This is a genomic window from Pedobacter sp. Leaf41 (assembly GCF_001422545.1).
Classification (GTDB): Bacteria; Bacteroidota; Bacteroidia; order Sphingobacteriales; family Sphingobacteriaceae; genus Pedobacter.
In genome coordinates, this window is record NZ_LMLE01000001.1 from 1,526,980 (window position 1) to 1,550,853 (window position 23,874).

General features: G+C 41.6%; 15 protein-coding genes and 1 pseudogene. 3 read left to right on the forward strand and 13 right to left on the reverse strand.

Annotated features, from left to right (window positions below):
* Window positions 1-173: 173 nt before the first annotated feature.
* Window positions 174-539: an Arm DNA-binding domain-containing protein gene (locus ASE92_RS06415; RefSeq protein ID WP_056849206.1), complete on the forward strand. Its 366-nt coding sequence runs from the start codon at window positions 174-176 to the stop codon at window positions 537-539.
* A 413-nt stretch (window positions 540-952) separates the two neighbouring features.
* Here the strand turns inward: ASE92_RS06415 and ASE92_RS06420 are convergent, their stop codons facing one another.
* The 7 genes from ASE92_RS06420 to ASE92_RS06450 form a co-directional block, all read right to left on the reverse strand.
* Window positions 953-2,065 carry a multiheme c-type cytochrome gene (locus ASE92_RS06420; protein WP_056849207.1) on the reverse strand — a complete coding sequence of 371 codons (1,113 nt, stop codon included), beginning with the start codon at window positions 2,063-2,065 and terminating at the stop codon, window positions 953-955.
* Between the two features lie 89 nt (window positions 2,066-2,154).
* The gene (locus tag ASE92_RS06425) at window positions 2,155-3,906 is read right to left on the reverse strand and encodes a cellulase family glycosylhydrolase (RefSeq protein ID WP_056849208.1); all 1,752 of its coding nucleotides are present in this window, start codon (window positions 3,904-3,906) and stop codon (window positions 2,155-2,157) included.
* A gap of 16 nt (window positions 3,907-3,922) precedes the next feature.
* Window positions 3,923-5,230: a glycoside hydrolase family 30 beta sandwich domain-containing protein gene (locus ASE92_RS06430; protein WP_235527293.1), complete on the reverse strand. Its 1,308-nt coding sequence runs from the start codon at window positions 5,228-5,230 to the stop codon at window positions 3,923-3,925.
* Between the two features lie 168 nt (window positions 5,231-5,398).
* Window positions 5,399-6,928 (reverse strand): RagB/SusD family nutrient uptake outer membrane protein, encoded by a 1,530-nt coding sequence (locus ASE92_RS06435; protein ID WP_082454958.1) that lies wholly within the window; start codon window positions 6,926-6,928, stop codon window positions 5,399-5,401.
* A 10-nt stretch (window positions 6,929-6,938) separates the two neighbouring features.
* Complete coding sequence (locus tag ASE92_RS06440; protein ID WP_056849210.1) at window positions 6,939-10,079, reverse strand: TonB-dependent receptor; 3,141 nt, start codon at window positions 10,077-10,079, stop codon at window positions 6,939-6,941.
* A 492-nt stretch (window positions 10,080-10,571) separates the two neighbouring features.
* Window positions 10,572-11,456, reverse strand: a complete 885-nt coding sequence (locus ASE92_RS06445; RefSeq protein ID WP_056849211.1) for a polysaccharide lyase — start codon at window positions 11,454-11,456, stop codon at window positions 10,572-10,574.
* A gap of 396 nt (window positions 11,457-11,852) precedes the next feature.
* On the reverse strand, window positions 11,853-14,771 hold the full coding sequence (locus tag ASE92_RS06450; RefSeq protein ID WP_056849212.1) for a triple tyrosine motif-containing protein: 2,919 nt from the start codon (window positions 14,769-14,771) through the stop codon (window positions 11,853-11,855).
* Window positions 14,772-15,512: 741 nt separating this feature from the next.
* Here ASE92_RS06450 and ASE92_RS21255 point away from each other — a divergent pair.
* Window positions 15,513-15,674, forward strand: coding sequence for a hypothetical protein (locus ASE92_RS21255; RefSeq protein WP_162237732.1), 162 nt, complete (start codon window positions 15,513-15,515; stop codon window positions 15,672-15,674).
* Window positions 15,598-15,984, forward strand: a complete 387-nt coding sequence (locus ASE92_RS06455) for a TlpA disulfide reductase family protein (RefSeq protein WP_162237745.1) — start codon at window positions 15,598-15,600, stop codon at window positions 15,982-15,984. Before ASE92_RS21255 ends, ASE92_RS06455 begins: the two co-directional genes overlap by 77 nt.
* A 441-nt stretch (window positions 15,985-16,425) precedes the next feature.
* Here ASE92_RS06455 and ASE92_RS06460 read toward each other — a convergent pair.
* From ASE92_RS06460 to ASE92_RS06490, 6 genes and pseudogenes are all read right to left on the reverse strand, one after another.
* Window positions 16,426-18,082: pseudogene (locus ASE92_RS06460) on the reverse strand (protein-disulfide reductase DsbD family protein).
* Between the two features lie 199 nt (window positions 18,083-18,281).
* Complete coding sequence (locus ASE92_RS06465) at window positions 18,282-18,713, reverse strand: DUF4369 domain-containing protein (RefSeq protein ID WP_235527303.1); 432 nt, start codon at window positions 18,711-18,713, stop codon at window positions 18,282-18,284.
* Window positions 18,674-18,868 (reverse strand): hypothetical protein, encoded by a 195-nt coding sequence (locus ASE92_RS21455; protein WP_235527294.1) that lies wholly within the window; start codon window positions 18,866-18,868, stop codon window positions 18,674-18,676. Before ASE92_RS21455 ends, ASE92_RS06465 begins: the two co-directional genes overlap by 40 nt.
* A 1,053-nt stretch (window positions 18,869-19,921) precedes the next feature.
* Window positions 19,922-21,181 carry an esterase-like activity of phytase family protein gene (locus ASE92_RS06475; RefSeq protein WP_200926339.1) on the reverse strand — a complete coding sequence of 420 codons (1,260 nt, stop codon included), beginning with the start codon at window positions 21,179-21,181 and terminating at the stop codon, window positions 19,922-19,924.
* A gap of 1,187 nt (window positions 21,182-22,368) precedes the next feature.
* Complete coding sequence (locus tag ASE92_RS06485) at window positions 22,369-23,343, reverse strand: type IX secretion system membrane protein PorP/SprF (RefSeq protein ID WP_235527295.1); 975 nt, start codon at window positions 23,341-23,343, stop codon at window positions 22,369-22,371.
* A 57-nt stretch (window positions 23,344-23,400) separates the two neighbouring features.
* Window positions 23,401-23,874: gliding motility-associated C-terminal domain-containing protein (locus tag ASE92_RS06490; protein ID WP_157255644.1), on the reverse strand; the 474-nt coding region annotated here is incomplete at its 5' end.

Here is a 23,874-nt window from a genome sequence, read left to right on the forward strand (position 1 = left end):
GCTTTTTTCTTTTATGGGTTATGCCAAATTATGCACGAAATCGCATATAAAATATGCGTCATTCGGAGCGCCGTTCTTTATAATATCAAACTCCCCTAATTCGTATTAAAACATTGATATTCAACTAGTTTAATAGATGAACATCTTGTATCAATGAAACTGCAAAGCTATTTTTGTTTAACCTTAATATTATCGTTATAAAAACTAATTTTAGCGTGCTTTTCTTTTTGAAAAGACCAAAGAACTACACAAATGGGGCTGTTTACTTTATCTTTTTAAGAATTACGGTGGACGGGATTCGTGCGGAAATGTCAACAAGCAGAAATTGCGAGCCAGAGCGTTGGAATGCAAAAGCCGGAAAAGTCATCGGCACAAAGGAATATTTTAAAATCCTGAATGCCTATCTAGAAAATATGAAAGCGAAAGTTTATGCTGCACATAGCCAGCTGAGCGTGGATGGAGCCGAAATAACCGCCGATAGTGTAAAATGCAAATTCCTAGGCAAGGAAGAAAAAGCACACACTGGACAAATCAATTAGTTTGACCCCTTCCCACCAATTTAATAACACGCAGGCAAACAAAACTTTACAAGAATTTTATTTCTGAGAAGATGGGGTCAATCTACTCTGGTTTATCCAACCATTGCATCAACACCAGCTTATTCAAAACAGTCCAATAATTAGCCATAATGACAAATCGCAGCCTAACTGGAAGAGATCGCATTGATACCAATCTGTATGTCTCAAAGCCATCAAGGCTGCCAGATACGAAAATTATGGTGATAAGCGATAAGCTAAGCCCTATTTTTGATTAAATGCCCGATCAGCCGTAAAAAGAAACCTAAGAGGGCTATGCGCATTTATATTAATCGATAATCAGCTGTACCGAAATTGGCACTTTAAAATTAATATAAGTGGTTTTAAAATGTATAAAGCCTTGAGTTGAAAAGAAATTAATAAATCGCAATCCGGTGGGAACGTAGCGGATAGGGACTAACCTGATCGCGTCCGGCCTGTTTAAAAGAGATCAGTTTTGAAGCAACTTTTGGCATATGGCAATCAATACAGTTAGCAGTTAACATCCCCTTCGATAGCGTATTTTTGCTGTGAGCTATTGACTGATGACAGCCCATGCATTTCTGCGAATAAGCGCTGAGATTTCCCTTGATATTTTCATGCGTTTGATGGCAGGATTGGCAGGTCATCGCCGATGATTTAACATAACAGGCACTGCTCTGAAGCATGGTACTCTGGTTTCCATGCACATCCAATTCAGCACCACCAAAACCTCTAAAATCCTGAACATAGAAATCATCGAGATCGTCTCCGGGTTTAAATGAAAAAACTGATTGTTGGCTCATTAAAGTATTTCCTGAATGACATACGCCGCAGGCATCCATTTTCTGTTTTCTGCTTAATGATTTAAAAACGGCAATAAACTTCGCTGATTTTTCATCTGGATTTTCGGTATGGAAAACCACATGTGCTTTTGCCGGACCATGGCAGCGTTCACAATCAATACCATAGATAATTGATCCTGTCTCCATTTCTTCCTCCTGGGAAAATGCGGAATTTTGAGTCAGTTTTTTTTCAACGTACGATCCGTGACATTCAAAACAACGGCTGGTAATGCCGCGTTCGTAGTAATAGTTGTTGCCTGGAAAGCCGGGACTGATGGCCCAATTTTGGATTGCACTAAAATATGACAGGGGCAGCTCATACAGCTTTTTCCCCTTCCAATAACCATAGGTATAAGCCTTCTCCCCAGAGCCGAAAATGATATCGAACTGCTCTGAACGAACCTGCTTTCCATCCAGATAAGCGGTTTGAAAAATGCCATTTTTTCTTTGTTCAACGATTACCTTTCGCTGTCCGTCGTAATGAAAAGTGTTGGAATCCCGATCGAATACCGCGAGTAACTCGGCATTTACTACAGGCCTTGAGGTGGAGCCATGAGCACTGTGCGCATAGCTCGTGGAAAGATCCTGATGGCATTTCATGCAAGCCTTAGCCCCCGCATAATCTTCCCCCCTTTGATCTTTTGGCAAAACATCATCTGTATTCATGCACCTGGAAAGCCCTATTACGATAAAAAATAGGGCAGATAAAATTAAGTAGATGCGAATAGAAGCTTTCAAAGGGATATTATAATTGGTTATTTGATGAACTGAATATAGCTAAAATTATAGCCACCTTCATCTGCTACGATCCTGATTTTGTGTTCTCCCTTTTTAAGCGGTACATCCTTAATCTCAAACGGAACAAATTTCTTCTCACTGCCTGTTTCCGGAACAGCAACAGCTTTGAAAATCATCTTCCCATCCACGATAATGGTCATCCTTCCATTCCCATGTGCGGCAGCAGTATTCATTTTAAGTGTAAAATTATCACTTTTCGGAACATTGACCGTATACTGCAACCATTCCCCTTTTTCAACGTTGTTTACATAATAACGTTCATATTCCGTAGAATCTTTGGCAATATCTACACCATCATTCCGGTAAATTCTACCCCTGTTTCCTGCAGAGCGCTTTTTAGTCGAAACATGATAATCGGCCGTATCAAGATCAAAATAAGCAATATTGTTCCTGCCCAAATCATAATCAACGGCATATATCATCGAACCATTTTTGATCAGGTGATTTTTGAAAGGCTTAGTTTCATTACTGGAAGGTTGACGAATCATGGCATCAATAACATCCCTATGGATAATGGTTTGTTCCAGTCGGCTATAAATTGCGAGTTCCATCAGGCCGCTATACACGTTACTCTCTTTGGGCTTATTCCCGCCTTTATTAAGGTATTTTACCAGGGCATCATAATTAGGATTAGATCGGATCTCCAAAGGATTATTCACGCCAATTTTTTTCAAAGGCCACCACGACCAGCCAATATTATTGCTTTCCAGAAGTGAGATGGCATCCCTAAACCAAACATTTGAATTTTCTCCGGTTTCCCCTAGCCATATTGGCGCATTTTGATCATCTCTGGCTTTAATCATATGTGCAATGGAAGCCTGATCATTGTAATTCCAATATTTATGGAAACTGATCGCCATATTTTTATCCCATAGTGGAAAAATTCCATTGTAATTATTGCCCCAGCCGTTGCCTTCCACAATAATCATATGTTGCTGATCCACTTCACGAATAGCAGTGGTGATCTCCATCATTAATTTTCTCAAAGGCGCATTAAGCTTCTCCTGCGTGCCGTTAGGGTCTGCCGAAGGATTTTGAAATCCATAGTTTGGCTCGTTCAGAATATCGTATGCACCAACAAAAGGTTCATCCTTATATCTTAGGGCAATTTTTTTCCACAAAGCAATCGTTTTCAATTGGTTAGCCTTACTATCCCACAAGTTAGGTTTAGCAGGATCGCGGTCTGCGATATTCACATCATTACCCTGACCACCAGGAGCGGCATGTAAATCTAAAATGAGATACATATTATTAGCCTTGCACCACGAAAGCAGACTATCCGTCAACTCAAACCCTTTTTGCAGCCAGGTATTCTCGCCGGTCACAGGTTCTTTGTCCACTGGCAACGTATAAAGGTTATAATGCATAGGCAAGCGAACAGAATTGAAGCCCCAGCGTTTCATTGAATCTACATCAATTTTTCGAACGTGATTGGCCAGCCAGGCATCATAAAATTCCTGCGTTTGCGCCGGACTCATCAGGGCTTCAATGCGTTCGCGTATTCTGTATTGCTGGCCTTCCTTTTCAATTTTGAGCATATAACCTTCCTGCAACATCCAGCCACCAAGTCCCATACCACGCAACAGTACGTTTTCGCCCTTACCATTGACAATCTTTTTTCCGTCTGCCCTCAAAAAACCCTGACTGAAGCCATTTAAACTTAAGCCAGATATTAAAATAACGAAGAGAGCTGAATATAAACGAGACATATTTTTAATTAATGAGTTACCAAATATAAGTTGCCACTGCGCCCTTCTGCAAACTGGCACTAAGTTGTTTTTGGTGATGAGTGATGTTAAATTTAATCAGTTCATTGCCCGTATTGGCAACGATGAGAACCATTTTACCATCCGCAGTTTTAAAGGCAACGTTTGGTAAATCCACCAGTTCGTTAGAGGCGATTCTTACCGCCCCCGGCCGAACAAATTTTGAGGCATGGGCAATAGAATAGTAGGCCAGGTTTTTCGTAAAGCGATCGCCATTGATGGTAATTGCACCCTGACACATGGAGCAGCCGCCGCGGTCGGTAAAAGGTTTATTATCCGGATCGGCCGCAAGGTTCCATTCAATTACATTTTTACTCCAGTTTCTCATAGCACCGATAATCAGCCTCCTGACAGGATTTATAATATTGATTATTTTGCTATCAGGCGGTTCAACCACCATCTGCTCTGAAAAATAGATGTTTTTATCCGGGTGGGCACGGTGAACATCGCTCAATGCCTCAATCTTACCACCGTAAAGGTGAAATGCCGAGCCATCGATGTATTGACTCGCCCCCGGATCATCCAAAATGCTGATGGGATAATCCGGACGATCTGCATTATGATCATAGATGATGATTCTCGTTTTTAAATTGGCGGCCTTAAATGCTGGTCCCAAATTGTTTTTAATGAAAATCGCCTGATCTGGAGCCGCCATTAACAAACTGGGATTATTTCCTGGATGCAGTGGCTCATTCTGTACCGTGATGGCGTCAATAGCGATACCCTCCTTTTTCATTTCCTGAATATAGCGAACAAAATAGCGGGCGTACACATCATAATATTCCGGCTTCAGCATTCCTCCACGTGCATCGTAACTGGTTTTCATCCAGAGCGGCGGCGACCATGGCGATGCCATAATTTTTATTTTTGGATTGATGGCCAAAATCTCCCTCATCACCGGAATAATGTCCTTTTTATCTTCAGAAAGATCAAAACGCTCAAGCGAAAGATCGGTCTGACCCTCGGGCAAATCATTATAGGAAAATACTTTCTCGTTCAGATCAGAAGCGCCCATACTCAGGCGGAGGTAACTTATACCGATGGAATTTCCCTCGGTGGCAAAAAGTTCCTGCAATAGTGCTGCCCTCGCAGGTGGCGACATCTTGATGATGTGCTGCGCACTTCCGCCAGTTAAAGCGAAACCAAAACCATCTACAGACTGGAATTTCTGCCGATCATCAATGGTGATCGTTGGTTCATTATTTTTTGAAGCAGTAGAAGGCAAAAGATCAGCCTGACGTGTAAACAGCACTGATCGATCAGCCATGGTCAGCCATTGTTGCACAACCTGGCCGTTCACAAAGCCGTTCAGAAGCAAAAAAAATATTAAAAAAATTAAGGGTATTCGTCTCCTCATATCGGATCATAGATTAAAAAACAGGAAAGAGGATCGCCCCCCTCTCCTGCTAACAATTAAACAATAGTACTAACCAAGTTATTTTGTACCCCCGTACTCTTTATTCTGCTCCAGTTTGGTATTGGCTAATTCTGCCTGCGGGATTGGAAAGATCTCATTTCTTCCAGACTTGAAGCCTTTATAAGCCAACAAACTTGCCGCCTTACCCCAACGAACCAGATCGAGAAAACGATGGCCTTCGCCTGCCAGCTCAGCCCTTCTTTCTCTGATGATGTTATCAAGCGTTACGGCAACAGGGTTTAATCCTACCCGGGCACGAACCGCATTAAGCAGTTGGTACGCCCTGCTCCCCGTTCCTACCGCTGCGTTACTGGCTAGCAATGCCTCGGCTTCGAGAAGATAGGTATCTGCAAGACGTATTTCATAAGCATTCTGTGGGAAATTAAGCTCAGTTTGTCCGGTAGGCGCTTTATCGGCTACTCTTCCGATTGTTTTTTCGAGAAAATAACCCGTGTTTTGATAGCCCGCTTCGTAGGTAGCGATTCCATTTCGCTGCAAGCTGTCTAAATTGGCAACAGTGGCTTTATTTCGCGGATCAAAATGAATAAAATCAAAAAATTCTTTGGTGAAAAGCAGAAAACTGTATCCCGAATAATAATCCGGAGCGCCAGGACCTGGTTTATAACCACGTGGTCCGGTGATGATGTTGAGCAGATTTCCTTCAGAAGCACCAGCATCATTCCAACCTCCATTAGAAGAATTAGAGTGAACAATTTCCAGGATGGATTCGGCATTGAATTTATTGGCCACCTTAAACAGGTCACCATAATTGCTTAACAACCTATATCCATAAACCGAATTGGCCTGTCCAGGTGAAGTTCCGTTCACAAGGGCAAGCTGCTCGGCCGCCTCCGCATTTTTTCCCTGCCATAAATAAACTTTCCCCAAAATAGCTTGTGCTGCACCTTTTGTAATGCGGCCTCCATCTGTTCTAGCCACCACGGTATTAGGAAGACCCGGAATTGCCTCTGTGAGATCTTTTTCAATAAGTGCATAAACATCAGCTGGGGCAGCCTGTGTTATGTTATAAATTTCCTTTGGATCAACTGCGGCGGTGAGTAAAGGAATGTTCTTGAAAAAACGAACCAGATCAAAATAAAAGATTGCCCTTAAAGTCTTGGCTTCGGAGATATAATTGGCCTTAGTGGTTGCATCCATGCTGATATCTCCCACTTTTGATAGGAAGACATTTGCCCGGAATATGCCGGCGTAGCCTTTGTTCCATAGATATCCCTGAGGGCCTACGGTGGCACTAAGGGTAAAATTATTTACTACTTGCAGATCATTGATGTCTGAAGGACCTCCACCACCGGCAATCTGATCATCAGAAGCAGCATCCATAATCGCAATTTTATCATATAAACCACCAGCCTGAAAACCAAAACGGTCATAAATGGCAATAAGTGCGGCTTTTGCCTCTTGCGGGGTTTTATAATAGTTATCCAGCAGAATACGTTCCTGTGGATTGATTTCGAGATATTTTTTACAGCCAGCTACTGTCGCTAAACCTGCGGCAATGATGATGGCATAAGTCAATTTATTTTTCATTTTCATTTCCTTAAAAATTAGCGTTGATACCAAATACAAAAGAGCGGGCTTGAGGATATAAACCTCTGTCGATACTAAAAGCATTTCCACTGTTATTTGAGCCTAGTTCCGGATCGTAGCCCGTGTATTTTGTGGCGGTAAACAGGTTTTCAGATAACACATAGACTCTGAATTTTTGCAGACCTACTTTACTGACTATGGATTTAGGCAAAGTATATCCGATCTGAAAAGTCCTCAGCCTGAAATAATCTCCTTTTTCGAGATACAGGGAAGAAAATTTGGTCAGGTTTTTATTCGGATCCGCATCTGTTAACCTTGGTTGTGTAGCTGACGGATTGGTTGGTGTCCAACGATCCAGCCTTGAAGTCTGATAATTCGCATTTGGTATATCCAGGCGTCTAAGTCCCTGAAAAATCATGTTGCCAGCCACGCCGCTACCGAAAGCGATCAGGTCCCAGTTTCTGAATCCCAGGTTTAGCGTGATTCCATAGGTGAATTTTGGAAGACCATTCCCGATAAAGTCTCTATCATTCACATCAATCGCTTCATCGTTATTTAAATTTGCAAACTTTACGTCACCCGGTTTTGCCAGGGGCTGTAAAACTGTTCCATTTGGACCACGATAAGCGTTGATCTCTGCCTGGCTCTGGAAAATTCCCTGATTCACATAGCCAAAAAACTCATTATAAGAATGACCGATCTGTGTACGGGTAATATTGCCCAGTGTCTGGAAAGTGGCCTGGGAATCATCAATAAAGTTAATACCGGGACTCAATTTATCAATTCGGTTTTTCAGGAATGATCCGTTGCCACTGATGCCGAAGTTGATCTCTCCGAACTTCTTGCGATAACCGAGCTCGAACTCAAATCCTGAATTGGACATATCTGCAATGTTGGCTGCCGGACTTCCGCTTCCAATGTATCCTGGTACAGGCGGATTCTGAAGGATACCTACTGTTTTCTTTTTATACCAATCCAAAACCAGATTAACATTTTCGAACAATGTGGCGTCGATACCTATATTGGTCTGGCGGGTTTCCTCCCACTTTAAATCTGGATTCGCGGAAGCCGCAGGACTGTAACCGATATTCACGATGTTCTCATTACCGAAAGTGTAGTTTCTGCCACTTCCCACTAATGGCACATAAGCGAAATCTCCAATTCCATCATTACCTGTCACTCCGTAGCTGGCACGAAGTTTTAAAAAGTTAACCACCTTGTTTTGAGGAAAAAAGTCTTCCTTGGTTGGCACCCAACCAATCTGTCCTGAAGGGAAATAACCGTATTTGTTATTGGCACCGAAGCGTGACGAACCATCTCTTCTGATCAATGCCGAAAACAGATATTTTTCCTTATAATCATAGGTCAATCGGGAGAAAAGCGAGAATACTTTATGATCAGTGCCCTCACTGCCGTCTGAAGTTCTGTTTGTAGCAACCGGTTTGAATCTCATTGAGGCAGAATAAAAATCCTGAGCGGGAACGTCGAAAAACGTGGTGCTTACACTTCTGCTGAACCCGTCGCTATAGGAACCCTGACCAACTAGTAAGCTTAGATTGTGATTGCCAAATGAACGGGTGTAAGACAACGTGTTTTCCAGGTTATAGGTAATTACGTAATTGATGTTACGTGAAAACTGCGTTCTGGTATTGGTTGTAGAAGAGTTTAAGTAATAAATCGGATTGAATCCATCACTGCCATAAAAAGCCAGTTTCGAACCCAAAGTGGAACGAAAACGAAGTCCCTTGATCGGTTCCGCTTCCAGGAAAGCATTTCCCACAATGTTATGGTCCCACGAGTAATTACCGATTCTTCTTCGAATGTCTCCAAGTGGATTGGTAATCTCCTGCGCCACTCTTGTGGAAATACCATAAGGATTTCCAAACTGATCGCGAAATACCGGCTGGGTACTGTATGGAGCAGCTCCGGCAACGGCAGGATCAGTGATGATGGCCGGAGTGATGGGGTCTAAATTGATCGCAGAACTTAGCGGTCCACCGAACTCACTGTTGGTATTCCCCACAGAATTAGTAATGGCATGACTGTAACCAAGATTTTCTCCGATAGTCAACCATTTATAGGGTCTATGTGTAGAATTGATCCTGATATTTGCCCTGTTGAATTTTGAGACGTCCTTTGCTACAATCCCATCAATCTTGAAATAACCTGCTGAAAGGTAAAAGGTGGATTTCTCACCGCCCCCACTGATGGAGAATTCGTGGTTTTGTCTGCCTGCATTGTCATTGAATACCGTGGATTGCCAATCGGTACCTTCGCCATATGCCGCTGGATTGGCGAAAGGCAAAGTAAATGTTCCTGAAACATAATCATTGGTATATGCTTCATTTCTCAACGTTGCATATTCCGTGGCGTTTAGGAGGTCGAGTTTCTTTGCTGCCTTGGCCTGTCCGTAATAGCCATTGTAGCTCATTTCAATTTTACCCTGTTTTCCTTTTTTGGTAGTCACGATGATCACGCCTGAAGCAGCTCTGGCGCCATAAATAGCTGCTGAAGCCGCATCTTTAAGCACCTCAATCGACTCGATATCAGCTTGGTTAAGGTAACCAATACCCCCATTATCCACCACAACCCCGTCAATTACCCATAATGGATCATTTTTACCTCCAAAGGAAGTAAATCCACGAAGCCGAACAGTTGATGCAGAGCCAGGCTGGCCAGATTGTGCAGCAATAGTCAAACCAGAAGTACGACCCTGAAGCGCTTGCTCAATCCTGGTGGTTGTCGGTTGATTCTCCAAATCCGCAGCACGAACACTTGAGATCGCACCAGTTACCACACTTTTCTTTTGCACGCCGTAACCGATCACGACAACGTCAGTCAAGTCTTGAGAATTGGGTGTTAATGATACATTAACCTTCCCTCCCGAAGGTATGGTAACCGTTTGCGTGTTCATCCCGATTAGGCTGATGGTAAGCGTTCCACCAACAGGCGCCTGAATAGTGAACACACCATTAGGATCGGTAGATGCTGCCCTGGAAGATCCATTAAGCTTAATTGTTACGCCCGGTAATGGGCTACCGTCCTTTTGGTCGGTGATCTTTCCTGTAACGGCAATATCCTGAGCATAAAGTACAAAGGGAAATGCCAAGAGACAGTAAATGAAGAATACGAATGTAAATCTTCTTCTCATAGAAAATCAATTTTAAATTAATATTTGGTTAGTTATATAGATCCGGATTTGGTTGCCGGATTATGAAATCAAATCTAAAGCGGTAAATGAAAATCGCACAATTCAGCACTACTACAGCAACCATACAAAGACTTACTTTATTGACAAAAAGATATAAACTGCCCCTACATTGACCCTACATACGCAATGAAAAATACTGATAAACAGATGATTAAAAATAAACACCCTGAGTTTTATGTAGTACAAATAAAGTCCTGCCTTAAGAAGTTCAGTGGATGGAATTGCAACCAATAGTAGGTTTATTTTGATTCATTCATATCCCTTACATCCGAAAGCAACTGCCTAAAGGTTGTTCGGTATAGTATGAAGATTAAAAAACAAGGGATGGCTAAATCGGTAAAAGAGAATAAAGACCGGGCAGGAATATCCATGCCCGGAACTGTTGCAGTTACGCTTACGATGAGGTAAAGCTTCATGCTGTAAGGTGCCAGTTTACTGAATTTTATTTACTACCAGGTCATCGAAATAGATGTAACTGGTTTGACTGCTTCCCCATACGGCAACATCCTTTCCACCACGGAAATTATGGAAGGAAAGGCGCTTGATCAGTCTTTGCGCATCATTGGTCGTCCACCGAATGGCCTGATCCAAGACGGCGGTTCCGTTGATTTTCACCTGCACCCAACCGTTTGTACTGGATCCGGTGTTAGCCTTCACGTAGAGATGAACATTATAGCTCTGACCTTTTACCAGGCTTCCGCTCGAAGGATAACTTTTTCCAAAGGTATCTCCACAAGGGCCGGCCATATCCCTATGGTACACATACGGCTGAAAGTAAACCCGGCTGCCGTTATTATACCACATCAGTCGCAGACTTCCTCCATTGCCATCGGTAGCAATATCACAACCAGTGTTGCCCTCGCCGATCAGAAACCCAAAGCCCACTTTACCTCCACGGCTCCAGTCGAACTGAGAATGAAAACGAACTTTAAAATCAGCCTCATATGCTGATCCATCGGATATATCTGCACCGGCAATCAAGCCATTGGAGACTGCATTAGGGGCCAGCGTAGCCCTGGCCCAGCCACTTGAAATGTAGGCACGATCCTGATTCCAGCCAGAAAGTGCTGCTCCACCAAAATCTGCACTTGCAGCAATGGAACTATACGGACCATCGGCTCGACTAAACTGCGTATTAATATTACTGGGATAGGCCTGGGCGGCAGCTGTTGCCATGGTTTTCTCCAAACTAACTTTCTCCTCAGTAGCGGTAGAGAACTGATTTTGACTTTGTTCCTCCTTGGAACAGCCAGAGAAGATGCTTAAAAATAATGGCATGACAATGCCCGCCAATAATAAATTGATTTTTGAACTCATAAGAATTTGGTTAGAAATGAACTGATTTGTTAAGCTGCTCAGACAATCTCCTTGAGGCTGTACTGAGGGAAATGATAGGACTGTCTGTTTTCTAAATGATGGATAGTTGCTTTCTTAAATTTACCAACCAGACAGATAAAGAATACAATAGCATAATTAAAATACTACAAAAAGCTACTTTTATTAACGTTTCAATCGTTTGAAATAATAGCATTAACAACCTGTTAATAAAGCCATTTCTAATTAATAATCAATTTCATGATAAGCTTATCCTTCAGTATAGAAATTAATCTGACGAACCAATCGAACAGCAGCGCAAAATGAAAGGGATAGCATCAAATCAAGCGTAATTCTAACTTGGTTAATACAAATTAAAATTGATTTCCAGGAGATGAATTAAATCATTTTTGTTTTGGAAATTTCATTCAAAAACTCGTAGAGATTAGTTTCAGGCTTAAGCTGTAGCTTTTTTCTAAGTCTGTACCGGCCCACTTCCACCGCTTTAATGGTAACATTCATCAGCTGGGCCATTTCTTTTGTAGAAAGGTTCATCGATAAATAAGCACAGAATTTTAAGTCATTTTGACTGAGTTCAGGATACCTGGATTTGAGCTTATTGAAAAAGTCGGTATTCACATGGCTGAAATGCACACTCAAATGATCCAGTTCCTGATCCTTTCGCTCTACATCTTTGATCAACCGGATGAGATGACGAAAGCTGGTGCTACTATCTTTAATATCATGGTTTTTAACTACTGCAGAGATAACTTCCTTGATTTTGGCCAAAACTTTTCCACGTTGCAGCAAGTGCATAGTCATGGTAGAAAGCTCCTTATTCTTGTAATTCACTTCGGCTTCCAATTTCTCATTCTGCAGTCTGATAATTTCTTTCTCATTTCGATCAAGCTCAAGCTGATGCAGATAACTCATGCGATGCTGGGCCTTCTGATGTTTTGCTTTCTGCCATTTGATCAACACTTTAATCGCAAGCGCAGTTAAGAAGATGTATATTATTTTCATCCACCAGGTATCGTACCAGGCATGCTTAACCTCAAAAACATAACTCAAAACTTTCGATTCGTTATTAATATGAGACCTTGCCTTGACATTGAAAGTATAGCACCCGGCCGGGAGGTTGGTATAGTCTTTTTCGCTCTTATCGCTCCAGACTGACCAATGATCATCGAAACCAACCAACTGATAGCTGAAAGTTAAATTCTTATCCTGTTCAAAAAGTGTAGATGAAAACTCAAAATGAATTGAGTTTAGCTCATTGTTAAAGCTTGGAATATGAGAGACGTCCTGCCGCTCGGCAATCGCATTATTCTTTACAAAGTATCCCCCAAAAACCAGGCTATCGCTTTTGCCTTGTAGCTTTACAGCTCCGAGCACAATATTTGGTCTGGTTATATTCCGGATATATTTGCTGTAATTAATATGATAAGCTCCCTTATTTGCCCCAATAAAAATATTCTTATCGTCCAGGGCATAGATTGATTCAAATCCTCCCACCACTTTCCCATCAAGTTCAGGCATGTAAAAAATGCTGAAATTATTTTTACCAGAAGGCTTGCTAAAATCAATAACCCCAACCTTTTTATTGCTTACAAACCAAACATTTCCGTCATTATCTTCTTTCAGATACTGAATCGGTGTATCATCCAACAACTTTCCAAACAAGCTGACACGGACAAACCGATTTTTGTTTGAATCGAACTCATAAACTCCTTTAGCAGTTGCGACCACTACTCTGTTCTTGATCCGATAAACGTAGTTGTAGAGTTTGAAAGGTAGCCCATCTACATCAGTAAACATTTTAACAGTTAAAATGCTCTTGTGATCAGGCTTCAGCAAAATTTTATAAACGCCATGGTATGGATGCGAGGCCCAAATTAAGTCAGGATTATTGTTATCTGCAACGATGAACCTTAGGGTCTCTTTGATGCCTTCGACCTTACCCATATTGCTAAATCTTCCATTGCTGTAGGCAAGTTTCTGAAGTCCGGTATAAGTTCCGGCAATCACATCTGTAATGGGAATGATGTTTTCAAGAGACTCGAACATCCACGTGCCTGGCAAACTATACATGGGCACCGCTACATTATTATTGATCAGAAATGTCCCTTCTTCATGGGCCATAAGCAATTGGTTGTTGAATTCATTGAGTCCCCAAACCTGGCCTTTGGTGTTTTTCACTTCCTGAAAGTTAGAAACAGAATAGCTTATATCAGCAGAATTGCCGGTGATTGCGGAACAGTAAAGTCCGTTGGATGTACCGATGTAAATAGATTGATTGTGCTTCCTAAAAGCATAACTGGTGATCTGCTTAGTTCTATCCGGAAAAATATTCTTGATCGCACTGTTAATGGCTATATATGAAATTCCATCATCAAGAGCGAGCCACACATTTTTATGCTTATCTAACAAAATACCTCGGACATTGTTATTCTGTAAACCTTCCCGATAATTGTATTTTTGAACCACCTGGCCCACCCTGTTCATGATGTAAATTCCTCCCGAAGTGGTACCTATTGCGTATTGACCTGAACTGATTTGGCTAGCGAAAAAAATCCTGTCATTGAACAGTACAGGATCAAACTTAGTTTTAAAAGAGGTTAGCTTTCCTTTCGAAATGATAAACAATCCTCTTTTCAATGTAGATATGAGAATAGAATGCCTTCCAAATGGCATGATAGAGGTAACGCTGGCCTGTTTCAGTACAGTGTCTGCACAATAGGGAGTCCATATACCTTGGTCAAACTGTAGCAACCCTTTTTCTCTCACCTGAGCAAAAATCTTTCCGTTTGCCTCTCCCAGGTGAAGCCAGGTAGTAGCGGTTTTGTAATATTTGACCACATCATTTTTGTAGTGCAGCACAGCATTGTTTGAGCGAAAGAAGACTTCATCTTTTACGATTGAAATATCCCAGATATCGGCTAGTTTCCTCAAGTCTTCTGGCAGTAAATATAAAAGCGAATGATAGCGGAGAATTCCTTGCGCATCAGGAAAAAAATAACCAAATTCATCCTGGCCGCCTACATAAATCCTGTTTCTGGAATCAATCCCAAGAGATCGTACAGCGGTAAAATTAGGCAAACGATGCAGATTCCAGTATCTGCCATCAAAGGTCAGCAATCCTTCATTGTTTCCAAAGTAAAGAATGCCGCCCCGATCCTGTTTCACATCCCAGTTCTGAATTCCTCCCTTATACACTTCATTTGTATAATTGACGATTTTGGGTGTGCCCAGCAATTCCTGCGCCATGGAATAACCGGCGACGAAAAAAGCAATCAGGAATATCAGCGTTTTGATCATTTGGTTAGGGGATGAATTATACAATTATAGAAATATATTTCCAAATCTGGCAACTTGGGAGATAGCCCGATTAAATGAGCACGGTTATAGATCATCGATATCTATCACTCGAAAAAAATACATGTTTTCTTTCTGGGGAACTGTTAAACTAAACCATGATAGTAATAAGATTGATATTATCCTTTTCATATTTTATAGCTTTAAGGATTAGGTTAACTAAACCTTATTTTTCGGTGAACACCTACAAGCTTCATTAATATTTTTCACGAAATCTAAGGAAACAATCTATTGATTACTGGTATTTAGCATATTTATTTTCACAATTACTTCCTTAACCATCAAGCTCTTTTCTGAATCAAAATAACTGAAGTTCGCCTCAAGATCAATCTTAAACACCAGTTCTGAAGTGATCTATAAGCCTTTCTTACCATTGCAGAGTTCGCCAAGAACATTGCTACCAATTGTAAATATCAATATATATCAAATACAATGAGGGGTTGACAATACTTTTGTTAAGTTTTCATAATCATGATTTTTAAAAGTTGGCTAAAAAACATGCTATTACTCTAGATATCAGGGTTAATTGCTTAGCTTAATTTACATGCCTTTGGGAAGATATTTTCAGGCAAAGATTGAAACATGTATTTTAACGAGCGGAAGGTGTTACAAAATGATTAAAGCCCCAGTTATTAATTTCGCCTAGTTCCTGCAATTCAAAGCTTATCTAAACTTACAAGTGAAATGGTATCTGAGCAGGCAGCAGATTTTACCCTGACTGACCTTGAAGGCCAACAAGTCTCCTTATCTGATTTTAAAAATAAAGATCGTGATCCTGGATTTCTGGGCTACCTGGTGCGCACCGTGCAAGGCATACTTTCCGGCGATGCAGATGGCCGTAAATAAAATTAAGGATAATGAAAACGTCAAATTCCTTTTCATCCATACCTGGGAACGCTCAGCAACCCCTACACAAGATGCAGCTGATTACATCAAAAGCATGAAATATAACTTTACAGTTTTGATGGATAATAAAGACCCGCAGAACAAAACCAATAAAGTGTTGAGCAGTTATAAAGTAAATGGTATTCCGGCAAAATTCGTGATTGACGGCACAGGGAATGTCAGGTTTAAGCTCACAGGTTTTGACGGCAGTAACGAAGCTGGGGTAGATGAACTGACAATGATGATCGAGATGGCCAAGACTAAATCTTAAGTCGCCAGATTTCCCTAAACGAGCATCACATATTTTCACAAAATTTGCTCTACCCTTTCAACTAAAAAAATCTTCAACAACACTCTTTTCTTTAGTTGAAAGGGTTAAATTTCCATTATCCGATCAAAATCTTCGGTAAACTAGAATAATTGGGTGACATAACATCTGATAACTGATCGACTCAAATTCTGGGGAGGTGAATCCAAGAGAAATCATTCAAAAGATACTTTCCTAATTCATGGATTAGATAGATATCACTATTATCTAGCTAAAACAAAAAATTATGCCGCAAATATTTCAGGAATTCAAGCATAAAAAACCTTCTTGAAGCTGCTAAATGTCTTTTACAGATAATAAATAAGGGCGAGCTATCCAGCTGCCCCTTATTCAATCATTAACAAATAAACTAAAACGCTGTCGTAAACTTCTACAATACTCCAGTTAACCTTTCTGGAAAGCTTTTAAGCCGGCTTCCAGGAATTTTTTATAATTTTCAATAGTATAATCAGCACCCTGCGGGGCAACCATAAGCTGTTCTTTTCTCGGGTCCAGAAGTACATAAAAGGGTTGGGAATTAGAATTAAACTTTGAAGCCTGCAGTTCACTCCATTTTTTGCCTATGGTATTCAGTTTTTTTCCTGTCGAACTAATCACAACATCTTCAGGGGCCAAATCAGTTTTGTCATCCACATAAAGCTGTATCAGTACATAATCCTGACTGATCATCTTGTACACATCACGGTCAGGCCATACATTAGCCTCCATCTTCCGGCAATTCACACAAGCATGGCCGGTAAAGTCGATCAACACTGGCTTATTCACCTTTTTGGCATATTCTATTCCTTCCTGATAGTCAAAAAAAGCATTCAGCTTCAGCGGAGAATGGAAGATATCCGCATACTTATGCGGCTTTTCATCCAATGGACGTTGTTCTGGGCTATGAGAACCGCCAATCAGAGATTGGGTATAAAGGTCAAAATCCTGCGTCTCCATCGGAGGAAGAAAAGCAGAAACAGATTTCAACGGTGCACCCCATAATCCCGGCACTAAATATATGGTAAAGGAAAGAATGATCACCGACATAAAGAGCCTTGGAACAGAGACATAGGCAACCGGACTATCATGGGAAAATTTTAGCTTACCCAACAAATAAAAACCCATCATCGCAAAGATCACAATCCACAGTACCAAGAAGATCTCCCGGTCAAACCACTCCCAGTGATAGGCCAGATCTACATTACTTAAGAGCAAAGGCAAGCTCAAGAAATCCCAAAACCACCTTTACACTGTTCAGCCAGCCGCCGGATTTTGGCAGTGCGCTCATGGCAGAGGGAAAAAGTGCGAATAAAACAAAGGGAATCGCAAGCGCAAGTGAGAAGCCAAACATACCTATTGCAGGCCCCAATAAGGCACCGGTTGTCGCTGCCTGAACCAGGAGTGTTCCAATGATCGGGCCCGTGCAAGAGAAAGAAACCAGCGCCAGCGTTCCAGCCATAAAAAAAAGGCCTGCAACACCACCCTTATCAGAATTTGCATCCATCTTATTTACCCATTTGGATGGAAGGGTTAGCTCAAATGCTCCAAAGAAGGAAGCCGCGAAAATGACCAGCAGTAAAAAGAATAAAAAGTTAAAAATCCCATTGGTCGAAAGACTGTTCAGTGCATCTGCCCCAAAAACGACTGTCACCAGCAGCCCCAGTACAACATAAATTAAGATGATAAAAAATCCATATAAAGCCGCTATGGAAAAAGCTTTCCCTTTCTATGCGCCTTTGGTAAAAAAGCTTACCGTCAGAGGAAGCATCGGAAAGATGCAGGGCATCAATAGCGCTGCCAATCCGCCCACAAAACCAGAAATAAAAATCCCCAAAAATGTGGTCTTTTCCAGTTTCTCCACCGTTGGCGCCTTAACCTCAATCGAGGCTGTCTTTAAGGGTTTTTTAATTATACTATCCTCTTTCTTTACAACTGAATCAACAGGCGGGGTAATGTCTGTAAATTCCAGATCTCCCGGTGGCACATTCTCCTGCGCATAACTGCTAATCGAAATGGAGAGCAGAAAAATTAAGAGTAACGAAAAACATTTAATACACTTCATCTTACTTCACTGCTAAATTAATGGGTTTGCCCGCACCTGTCGCTTTGGAAACCTGGAGTTCTTGTTTGAGTGAAACCAATGAAGGATAAGACTGATATTTTTCAGGTAATGTCGAGAGAAGTTGCTCGATAAGTTCGGGCTGAATTTTCTTTCGGGGCCTCCATACCGGCTCAGAGGCATACTCGTTCAGGGCTAATACCTAGAGTAAACTATTAGGATTTTCCTTAATTTGTTTCAGGAATACCCGATTATCACGGACAGCAAATATGGAATCCATATTTTTACTATATCGTGCTTCTTTGGCTTCTTTTGGAAGATTAGCCGGAACCGCTTTATTAATTGCATTAATCTGTGATATATAATAGTTCACCGAATCCAAATACGCCCTGTAATCTTTATTTCCGATGGTCCCGGATCCCGAAACATGTGTTTTTTTAAATTGACTTGAACCAGTCATTTTTACTTCACCGGGGTTCAAGTAAAAACTTTCATAGTTTCTAGGTCCGCCCCTTCCAGGTTCTTTTCCCTTAACTTCAATCGTAAGAATTATAGGTTCCTTTGTCACTTTTTTGAAGCTGAACACGCCTTTTACTACTTTTGCGCTGTCAAAGTCCATCCTACCTCCTCCAATCTTTCTGTACTGGAGGCTAAGTTCAAAATTTGCCTTATCATCAAAGTTGCCTGAAACTTCGATTGCGCTCTCCGCTTTTTCTGACCGCTGGCATTAAGTGTCATGCAAAGCACCGTGGTCCCCATCAAATAAGGCAGTATTTTAATATTGAACATTTTCATAATTTTATTTTTATAAATTTAAAGTGAATATTTTATTCGTTGCGGTGTCTTCAATTCTTTCGAAAACAACTCGTCAGTCGCATTTTATCCGAAAAGACATTATCAGATAAATCCAACTATTCTTTTTATCACGACAATTACAGATGCAGTTTTCAGTTTTATCTAAAAATTCATCAGACCACCATTTTACGAGGCATTTATGTCCTCAGCCAAAGCTTTTTCAAAAAGCCAGCTGTCTCTTAGATCTTACTTAATACATTGTTGGCAACTTTTAGGTTAATTAATGTACTGACAGTTGTAAAGCGCGAATGGAGTAGTAGAAATACAAAAAAGTTAAATTTTATATAAAAAGAAAAATAATCCCAACCCAAGTTCGTACGGCGATAGGTGGGCATTTTGGTGAAAATAGCCGCTTCTGATAGGGCAATTACATCTGCTCGACTTTTCGGCTAGACCCGAGAATTGAAACAGACTCTTTTAATCACCCGTAATTGTAAATTCCTTTAGCAGGAGTGCTTTGAATTAGCCATAAAATTAAATGGAAAGGATATAGAAAAGAGTGGAATTTGATTTTCTAAGATGACAATAGCTAAGGCTGCGGGTTTCAACCATAATCATAACGCGTAAAAAAAGCACCTGAAAGGAAAGAGCCACAGCATCCGCTATGGCTCTTTGAAACTAACTAAGGTAAATTTTATGAATAATTTTCTACACACTAATTCTACGAACAGAACATTAAGCGGACATCAATTTTTGATTAAATGTTTCCACCAACAGGAGAAGTTAAACATACTATAAAACTTCACAACAGGACGCCTCGCTATAGCATTAAAGCCTACCGAAGCTTAACAACAGTATTTTATATATAGACGACCTTCGAACTCTCCATATTATAAGCTCAATGAGATGAGTTGAGCTCTCCAGTCACAAAAAAAATGGTTAGGTATTAGAAGTGATAACACACTTTCAACGCCTAACCCTAAAGAAATAAAACAATATTGGAATCCTTAATAAATATTGAAAGCATATTTAGGATTTGGCAAATGCTTAGAGCTTTACTTTTACAAAAGACAAACGGTTCCGGTCAACTGATTTGGTAATAGGAAGTATTTTTTGAGCAAAGCCGCTCGCTCCATTGTCAACCACCCCAAAGTCATCATCATTGGATATAACCAGCAAATTTCCAGGCAATAAGGCTAATCCCTCCGCCTTGTCATGTGGATAAACAGAAGGAAGATCTTTCAAAAGGTCAAGTACCAATGTTTTGCTTACCGGAACAATGCCCGCGGAGCTTAATCCTGCGAGGTTGTTGAGTTCCTCAACCGTTTTTCCTCCGTAGAGTTTTCCTGTAGCACCATTGGCAGGATCGGAAATATCCGTAGCCATACTGATATCTATTTTGAAGACTTTTTTAAAGGCTGCAGGACTCGTTGCATCCCCACCAAACAATCCATCTCTTTCGATAGTCAGAAATGTCGTAGCATTAACCGCAACGATATCGCTTACTCCGGTCAGACTAGAATTGTCCATCAAATAAGCATATTGCTTGGTTGCGCCTGTAGCAATATCAAAGGTTAGAATTCTGAGCACAACGGAACTTGAAACTGCGCCCCTGGTAGGATTGTACATAGGCGACTGCATCATACCCACCAGTGTTTTGCCGTCTGGGGTAATCGCTAACCCCTCCATCCCACGGTTGGGCCTTCGGTTAGCGAATACCGCGGGAATCTTTCTTCCTCCTGTTCCGGTACCAAAAGGATTAATGCGCTCTATGGTTTTACCACTTGCATCAAAATGCGCAAGGTGTGGCCCATATTCATCGCTTACCCAGAAGGTGCCGTCTGAAGCTCTTACCAACCCTTCCGAATCGATGCCATCCGCACTCGGCGTGATCACCTGACCCTGAAGATCATAAGCGGTCTCGCCTGAAGCGCCCATTCCAATTGGATTTGGTATGCCATTCAGTTTTGCACCCAACGAATTTTTAAGCTCAATAGTCTGCTCCAGAACCAATTTCCCATCTTTCAGGCGGAACTTTCCGATCTGGGGCGTAAAGTCCGGTTTTCCAATAATGATCGAGTTGGCCAGCTGACCTGCCACATTCGATCCCCTGTCGGTGAGCATGTAAAAGACCGAAGCATCGTTGGGATCAACTGCTACAGCTGAACCAAAGCCGCCATTATAAACCTTAACGCCGGTGGCAGTGGTAAATAATGTCGCAGGATCAGCTGCCTCGGCCATATCCGGATAAACAACCGTAGCCGACCCCTGATCTCCGGGATTTTTTTTGCATGACAAAATGCCCATTGACAAGGCGAGACTGAGAATAATTAGTTCTTTCTTCATTTACAGATTGATTAATTAAAGCGCAAATCAAGCAAGCGGATATGAAGATAATGTTACTGTAGCAACAAATTCTCCAACCTATATTTTTTTACGACCCCTCGCGTTTGCCCCGGCCGATAGAATATAAAGCACACAATTATGATATTTTCATCAACAATCTTTAGTTGTAGCACATAAACCTAATAGCCAACCTTTGCTTGTTGAAAGGTTATTGATTATAAAGAAATCTGACTTTCTCTTCTGAAAAGGTCAGTAATGCTAAAATCATTTTTTTCTGCTATGTCCCCGACATTGTAAACATTGCCTCCAAAGAGAATTTTTGAGAGAAATGAATTATTTCGCCCTCCAATAAATCAACGAATACTGCTTCTTACTACCCCTGCAACACCTTCTCCAAGTTTTATACCCGTTTTTAGCACTTTTGCTTCTTTTAAAATTAAACCAAAGCAGCTTAATGTTTTCAAAATCCGCGTTGTAGTGTGTCGGATCTTTATATATCTTTGCTTCAATGGGCTTCATTATTGAATACTACAACCCTTGTTAACAAATACTCATCCGCTGACATAGGCGGTTAACAAGCCCTGGTGCTTCTCGAAAATACTGAAATGATACGGTGGCTGATCATGTCCAGCACCACGAAATAGAATCAGGGCGCACAATAATTATGGTACAAAATTCCCCTATTCATTTCTCTACACAATTCTACCAAGCCTGTATGTTCAGGAGTTTGATCAAACCTATATTTGGCGAGGTAACAGATCTGGTTTCTAAAGGATTACGATTGATGCTATGTGCTTGACCCTTTCTAGTGAAGTGTGGGCATGGTTCAGTTCTTTGAGGATGATTTTCTGCATTAAGATTTTTGGCTTCATCCCTATCCCTTGTAAACCTTGATGCAAAGGAGAAAGCTTTTAAGTAACCCTAAATGCTCGCCGTTAATTTGTTAGAAAACCCTTGGTGTCGCCATTCTGATATTTGGCCTGATGAAGGAATAGGAAATCGAAATTTCGTGTGTACCCCCGCTGTACCCTTGTAATGGACCATCCAGCTTACTTCTGTGTAAATGGTTTAAAATGATGTGTCTGCCTGGCGGATTGATCAGGAAGCATTTATGGAAAGTCTGCGTTTATTAGAAAACCCTTGGTTTATTAGAAAACCCTTGGTGTCGCCATTCTGATATTTGGCCTGATGAAGGAATAGGAAATCGAAATTTCGTGTGTACCCCCGCTGTACCCTTGTAATGGACCAATCGAGAAATCGTACCCATAACCAATTCTCAGCTTTTCGGTCGGAAAAACCTGAATCGCGGCCACTGCCGAGTTTCTGGGTGTAAGGTCTCTCTGAAGGTAGCTTTTATCGTAAAGCTTTACCCCTGTCCGGTAAGATCCACCAACCCACAAAAAYTCYTTGATCATCAAAAAAGCATTGACGTCCAGACTCGTCGGTCCGCCCCTGTCATCCTTCAACAGGAACGAGGGCTTGACCTGGAAATCTTCATTTATGGGAAACAGAGCCCCTGCAGTAAGGTAGTAATGSGGTTTTGGCTGAGGGATGAATGCGTAACGATCAATGTTGATGTAKGTGGCAATCAGATTATCAACCGAGAAGCCGGCATAATATCTGTCATTTGCAAAATAAACCCCTGCCCTGGCATCCGGAACAATGGTGCTCTGTACGCCGACCGGCTGAAAAGGTTCTGGATCGTTGGGATTCAGCATCGAACCATCAATGCCCAGTTGGGCCATTCCAACACCTAAACCCAAAGCCAAYCGCGAACTTCCATCATCGTTTAACCGGATCCGGTAGGCGTAATTGCCATAAACGGCCAGATTGGTCTGTGCACCCAGTTTATCGCTCGATACCTGAAGCGCCAGCCCCACGTTGCCACTGTTTGCAATCGCATCTACCGCGAGCGACATGCTTTTGGGTGCGCCGGTAATCCCCGTCCAYTGACTGCGGTAAAAACTGTGCACATTCAAAACCTCTTTGTAACCCGCATAGGCCGGATTGATGTAGATGCCGTTGAACATGTACTGACTGTACTGAGCATCTTGCTGGGCAACAACCGGTACTGCAAAAAACAGGATGGAGCACCCGAATAACAATAATAATTTCTTCATCATCTTAATATCTTAAGGGGAAATCAGGKCTGAACTCCTGATTTCCCTAAGCTTCATGTGTTAGTTTTTAAATGCCCTGATCAAAGTAATGTAACCCTTGAACACTTCAACTTCATTGCTTCCAGCTTTTTTAACACGGAGCAGGTAATAATAAGTGCCCTCGTTCAGCCCCTCACCTGTCCAGTTGTTCTGGTAACCTTTGGCCCTGAAAACTTCATTGCCCCAACGGTTAACGATCTGTAATTCGTTGGATTGGTACTGGTTCAATCCCCTGATCTCGAACACATCGTTTATGCCATCGCCATTCGGCGTAAACAGGTTTGGCACTTTGATGCCTATGAAATTGGCCGTAAGTGTTACCGATGCCACGTTGGTGTAGTAGCCGAAGGCATCTTTAACGCGATAGGTGAACACATCTTCGCCGGTGAAGCCCGCATTTGGTGTGTAGGTTACCGTTCCATCGGCGTTTACCACCACTCTGCCGTTTTTAGGCTGCGTTACAATTTCAACCGATAATTTATCAAAGGCCGAGTA

What these genes read in the sequence shown, in the direction of transcription:
- ASE92_RS06420 (WP_056849207.1), bottom strand. Translation starts at nt 2,065, where the DNA reads ATGAATACAGATGATGTTTTGCCAAAAGATCAAAGGGGGGAAGATTAT.
- ASE92_RS06425 (WP_056849208.1), bottom strand. Translation starts at nt 3,906, where the DNA reads ATGTCTCGTTTATATTCAGCTCTCTTCGTTATTTTAATATCTGGCTTA.
- ASE92_RS06430 (WP_235527293.1), bottom strand. Translation starts at nt 5,230, where the DNA reads ATGGCTGATCGATCAGTGCTGTTTACACGTCAGGCTGATCTTTTGCCT.
- ASE92_RS06435 (WP_082454958.1), bottom strand. Translation starts at nt 6,928, where the DNA reads ATGAAAAATAAATTGACTTATGCCATCATCATTGCCGCAGGTTTAGCG.
- ASE92_RS06440 (WP_056849210.1), bottom strand. Translation starts at nt 10,079, where the DNA reads ATGAGAAGAAGATTTACATTCGTATTCTTCATTTACTGTCTCTTGGCA.
- ASE92_RS06445 (WP_056849211.1), bottom strand. Translation starts at nt 11,456, where the DNA reads ATGAGTTCAAAAATCAATTTATTATTGGCGGGCATTGTCATGCCATTA.
- ASE92_RS06450 (WP_056849212.1), bottom strand. Translation starts at nt 14,771, where the DNA reads ATGATCAAAACGCTGATATTCCTGATTGCTTTTTTCGTCGCCGGTTAT.
- ASE92_RS21255 (WP_162237732.1), top strand. Translation starts at nt 15,513, where the DNA reads ATGGTATCTGAGCAGGCAGCAGATTTTACCCTGACTGACCTTGAAGGC.
- ASE92_RS21455 (WP_235527294.1), bottom strand. Translation starts at nt 18,868, where the DNA reads ATGTTCAATATTAAAATACTGCCTTATTTGATGGGGACCACGGTGCTT.
- ASE92_RS06475 (WP_200926339.1), bottom strand. Translation starts at nt 21,181, where the DNA reads ATGGGCATTTTGTCATGCAAAAAAAATCCCGGAGATCAGGGGTCGGCT.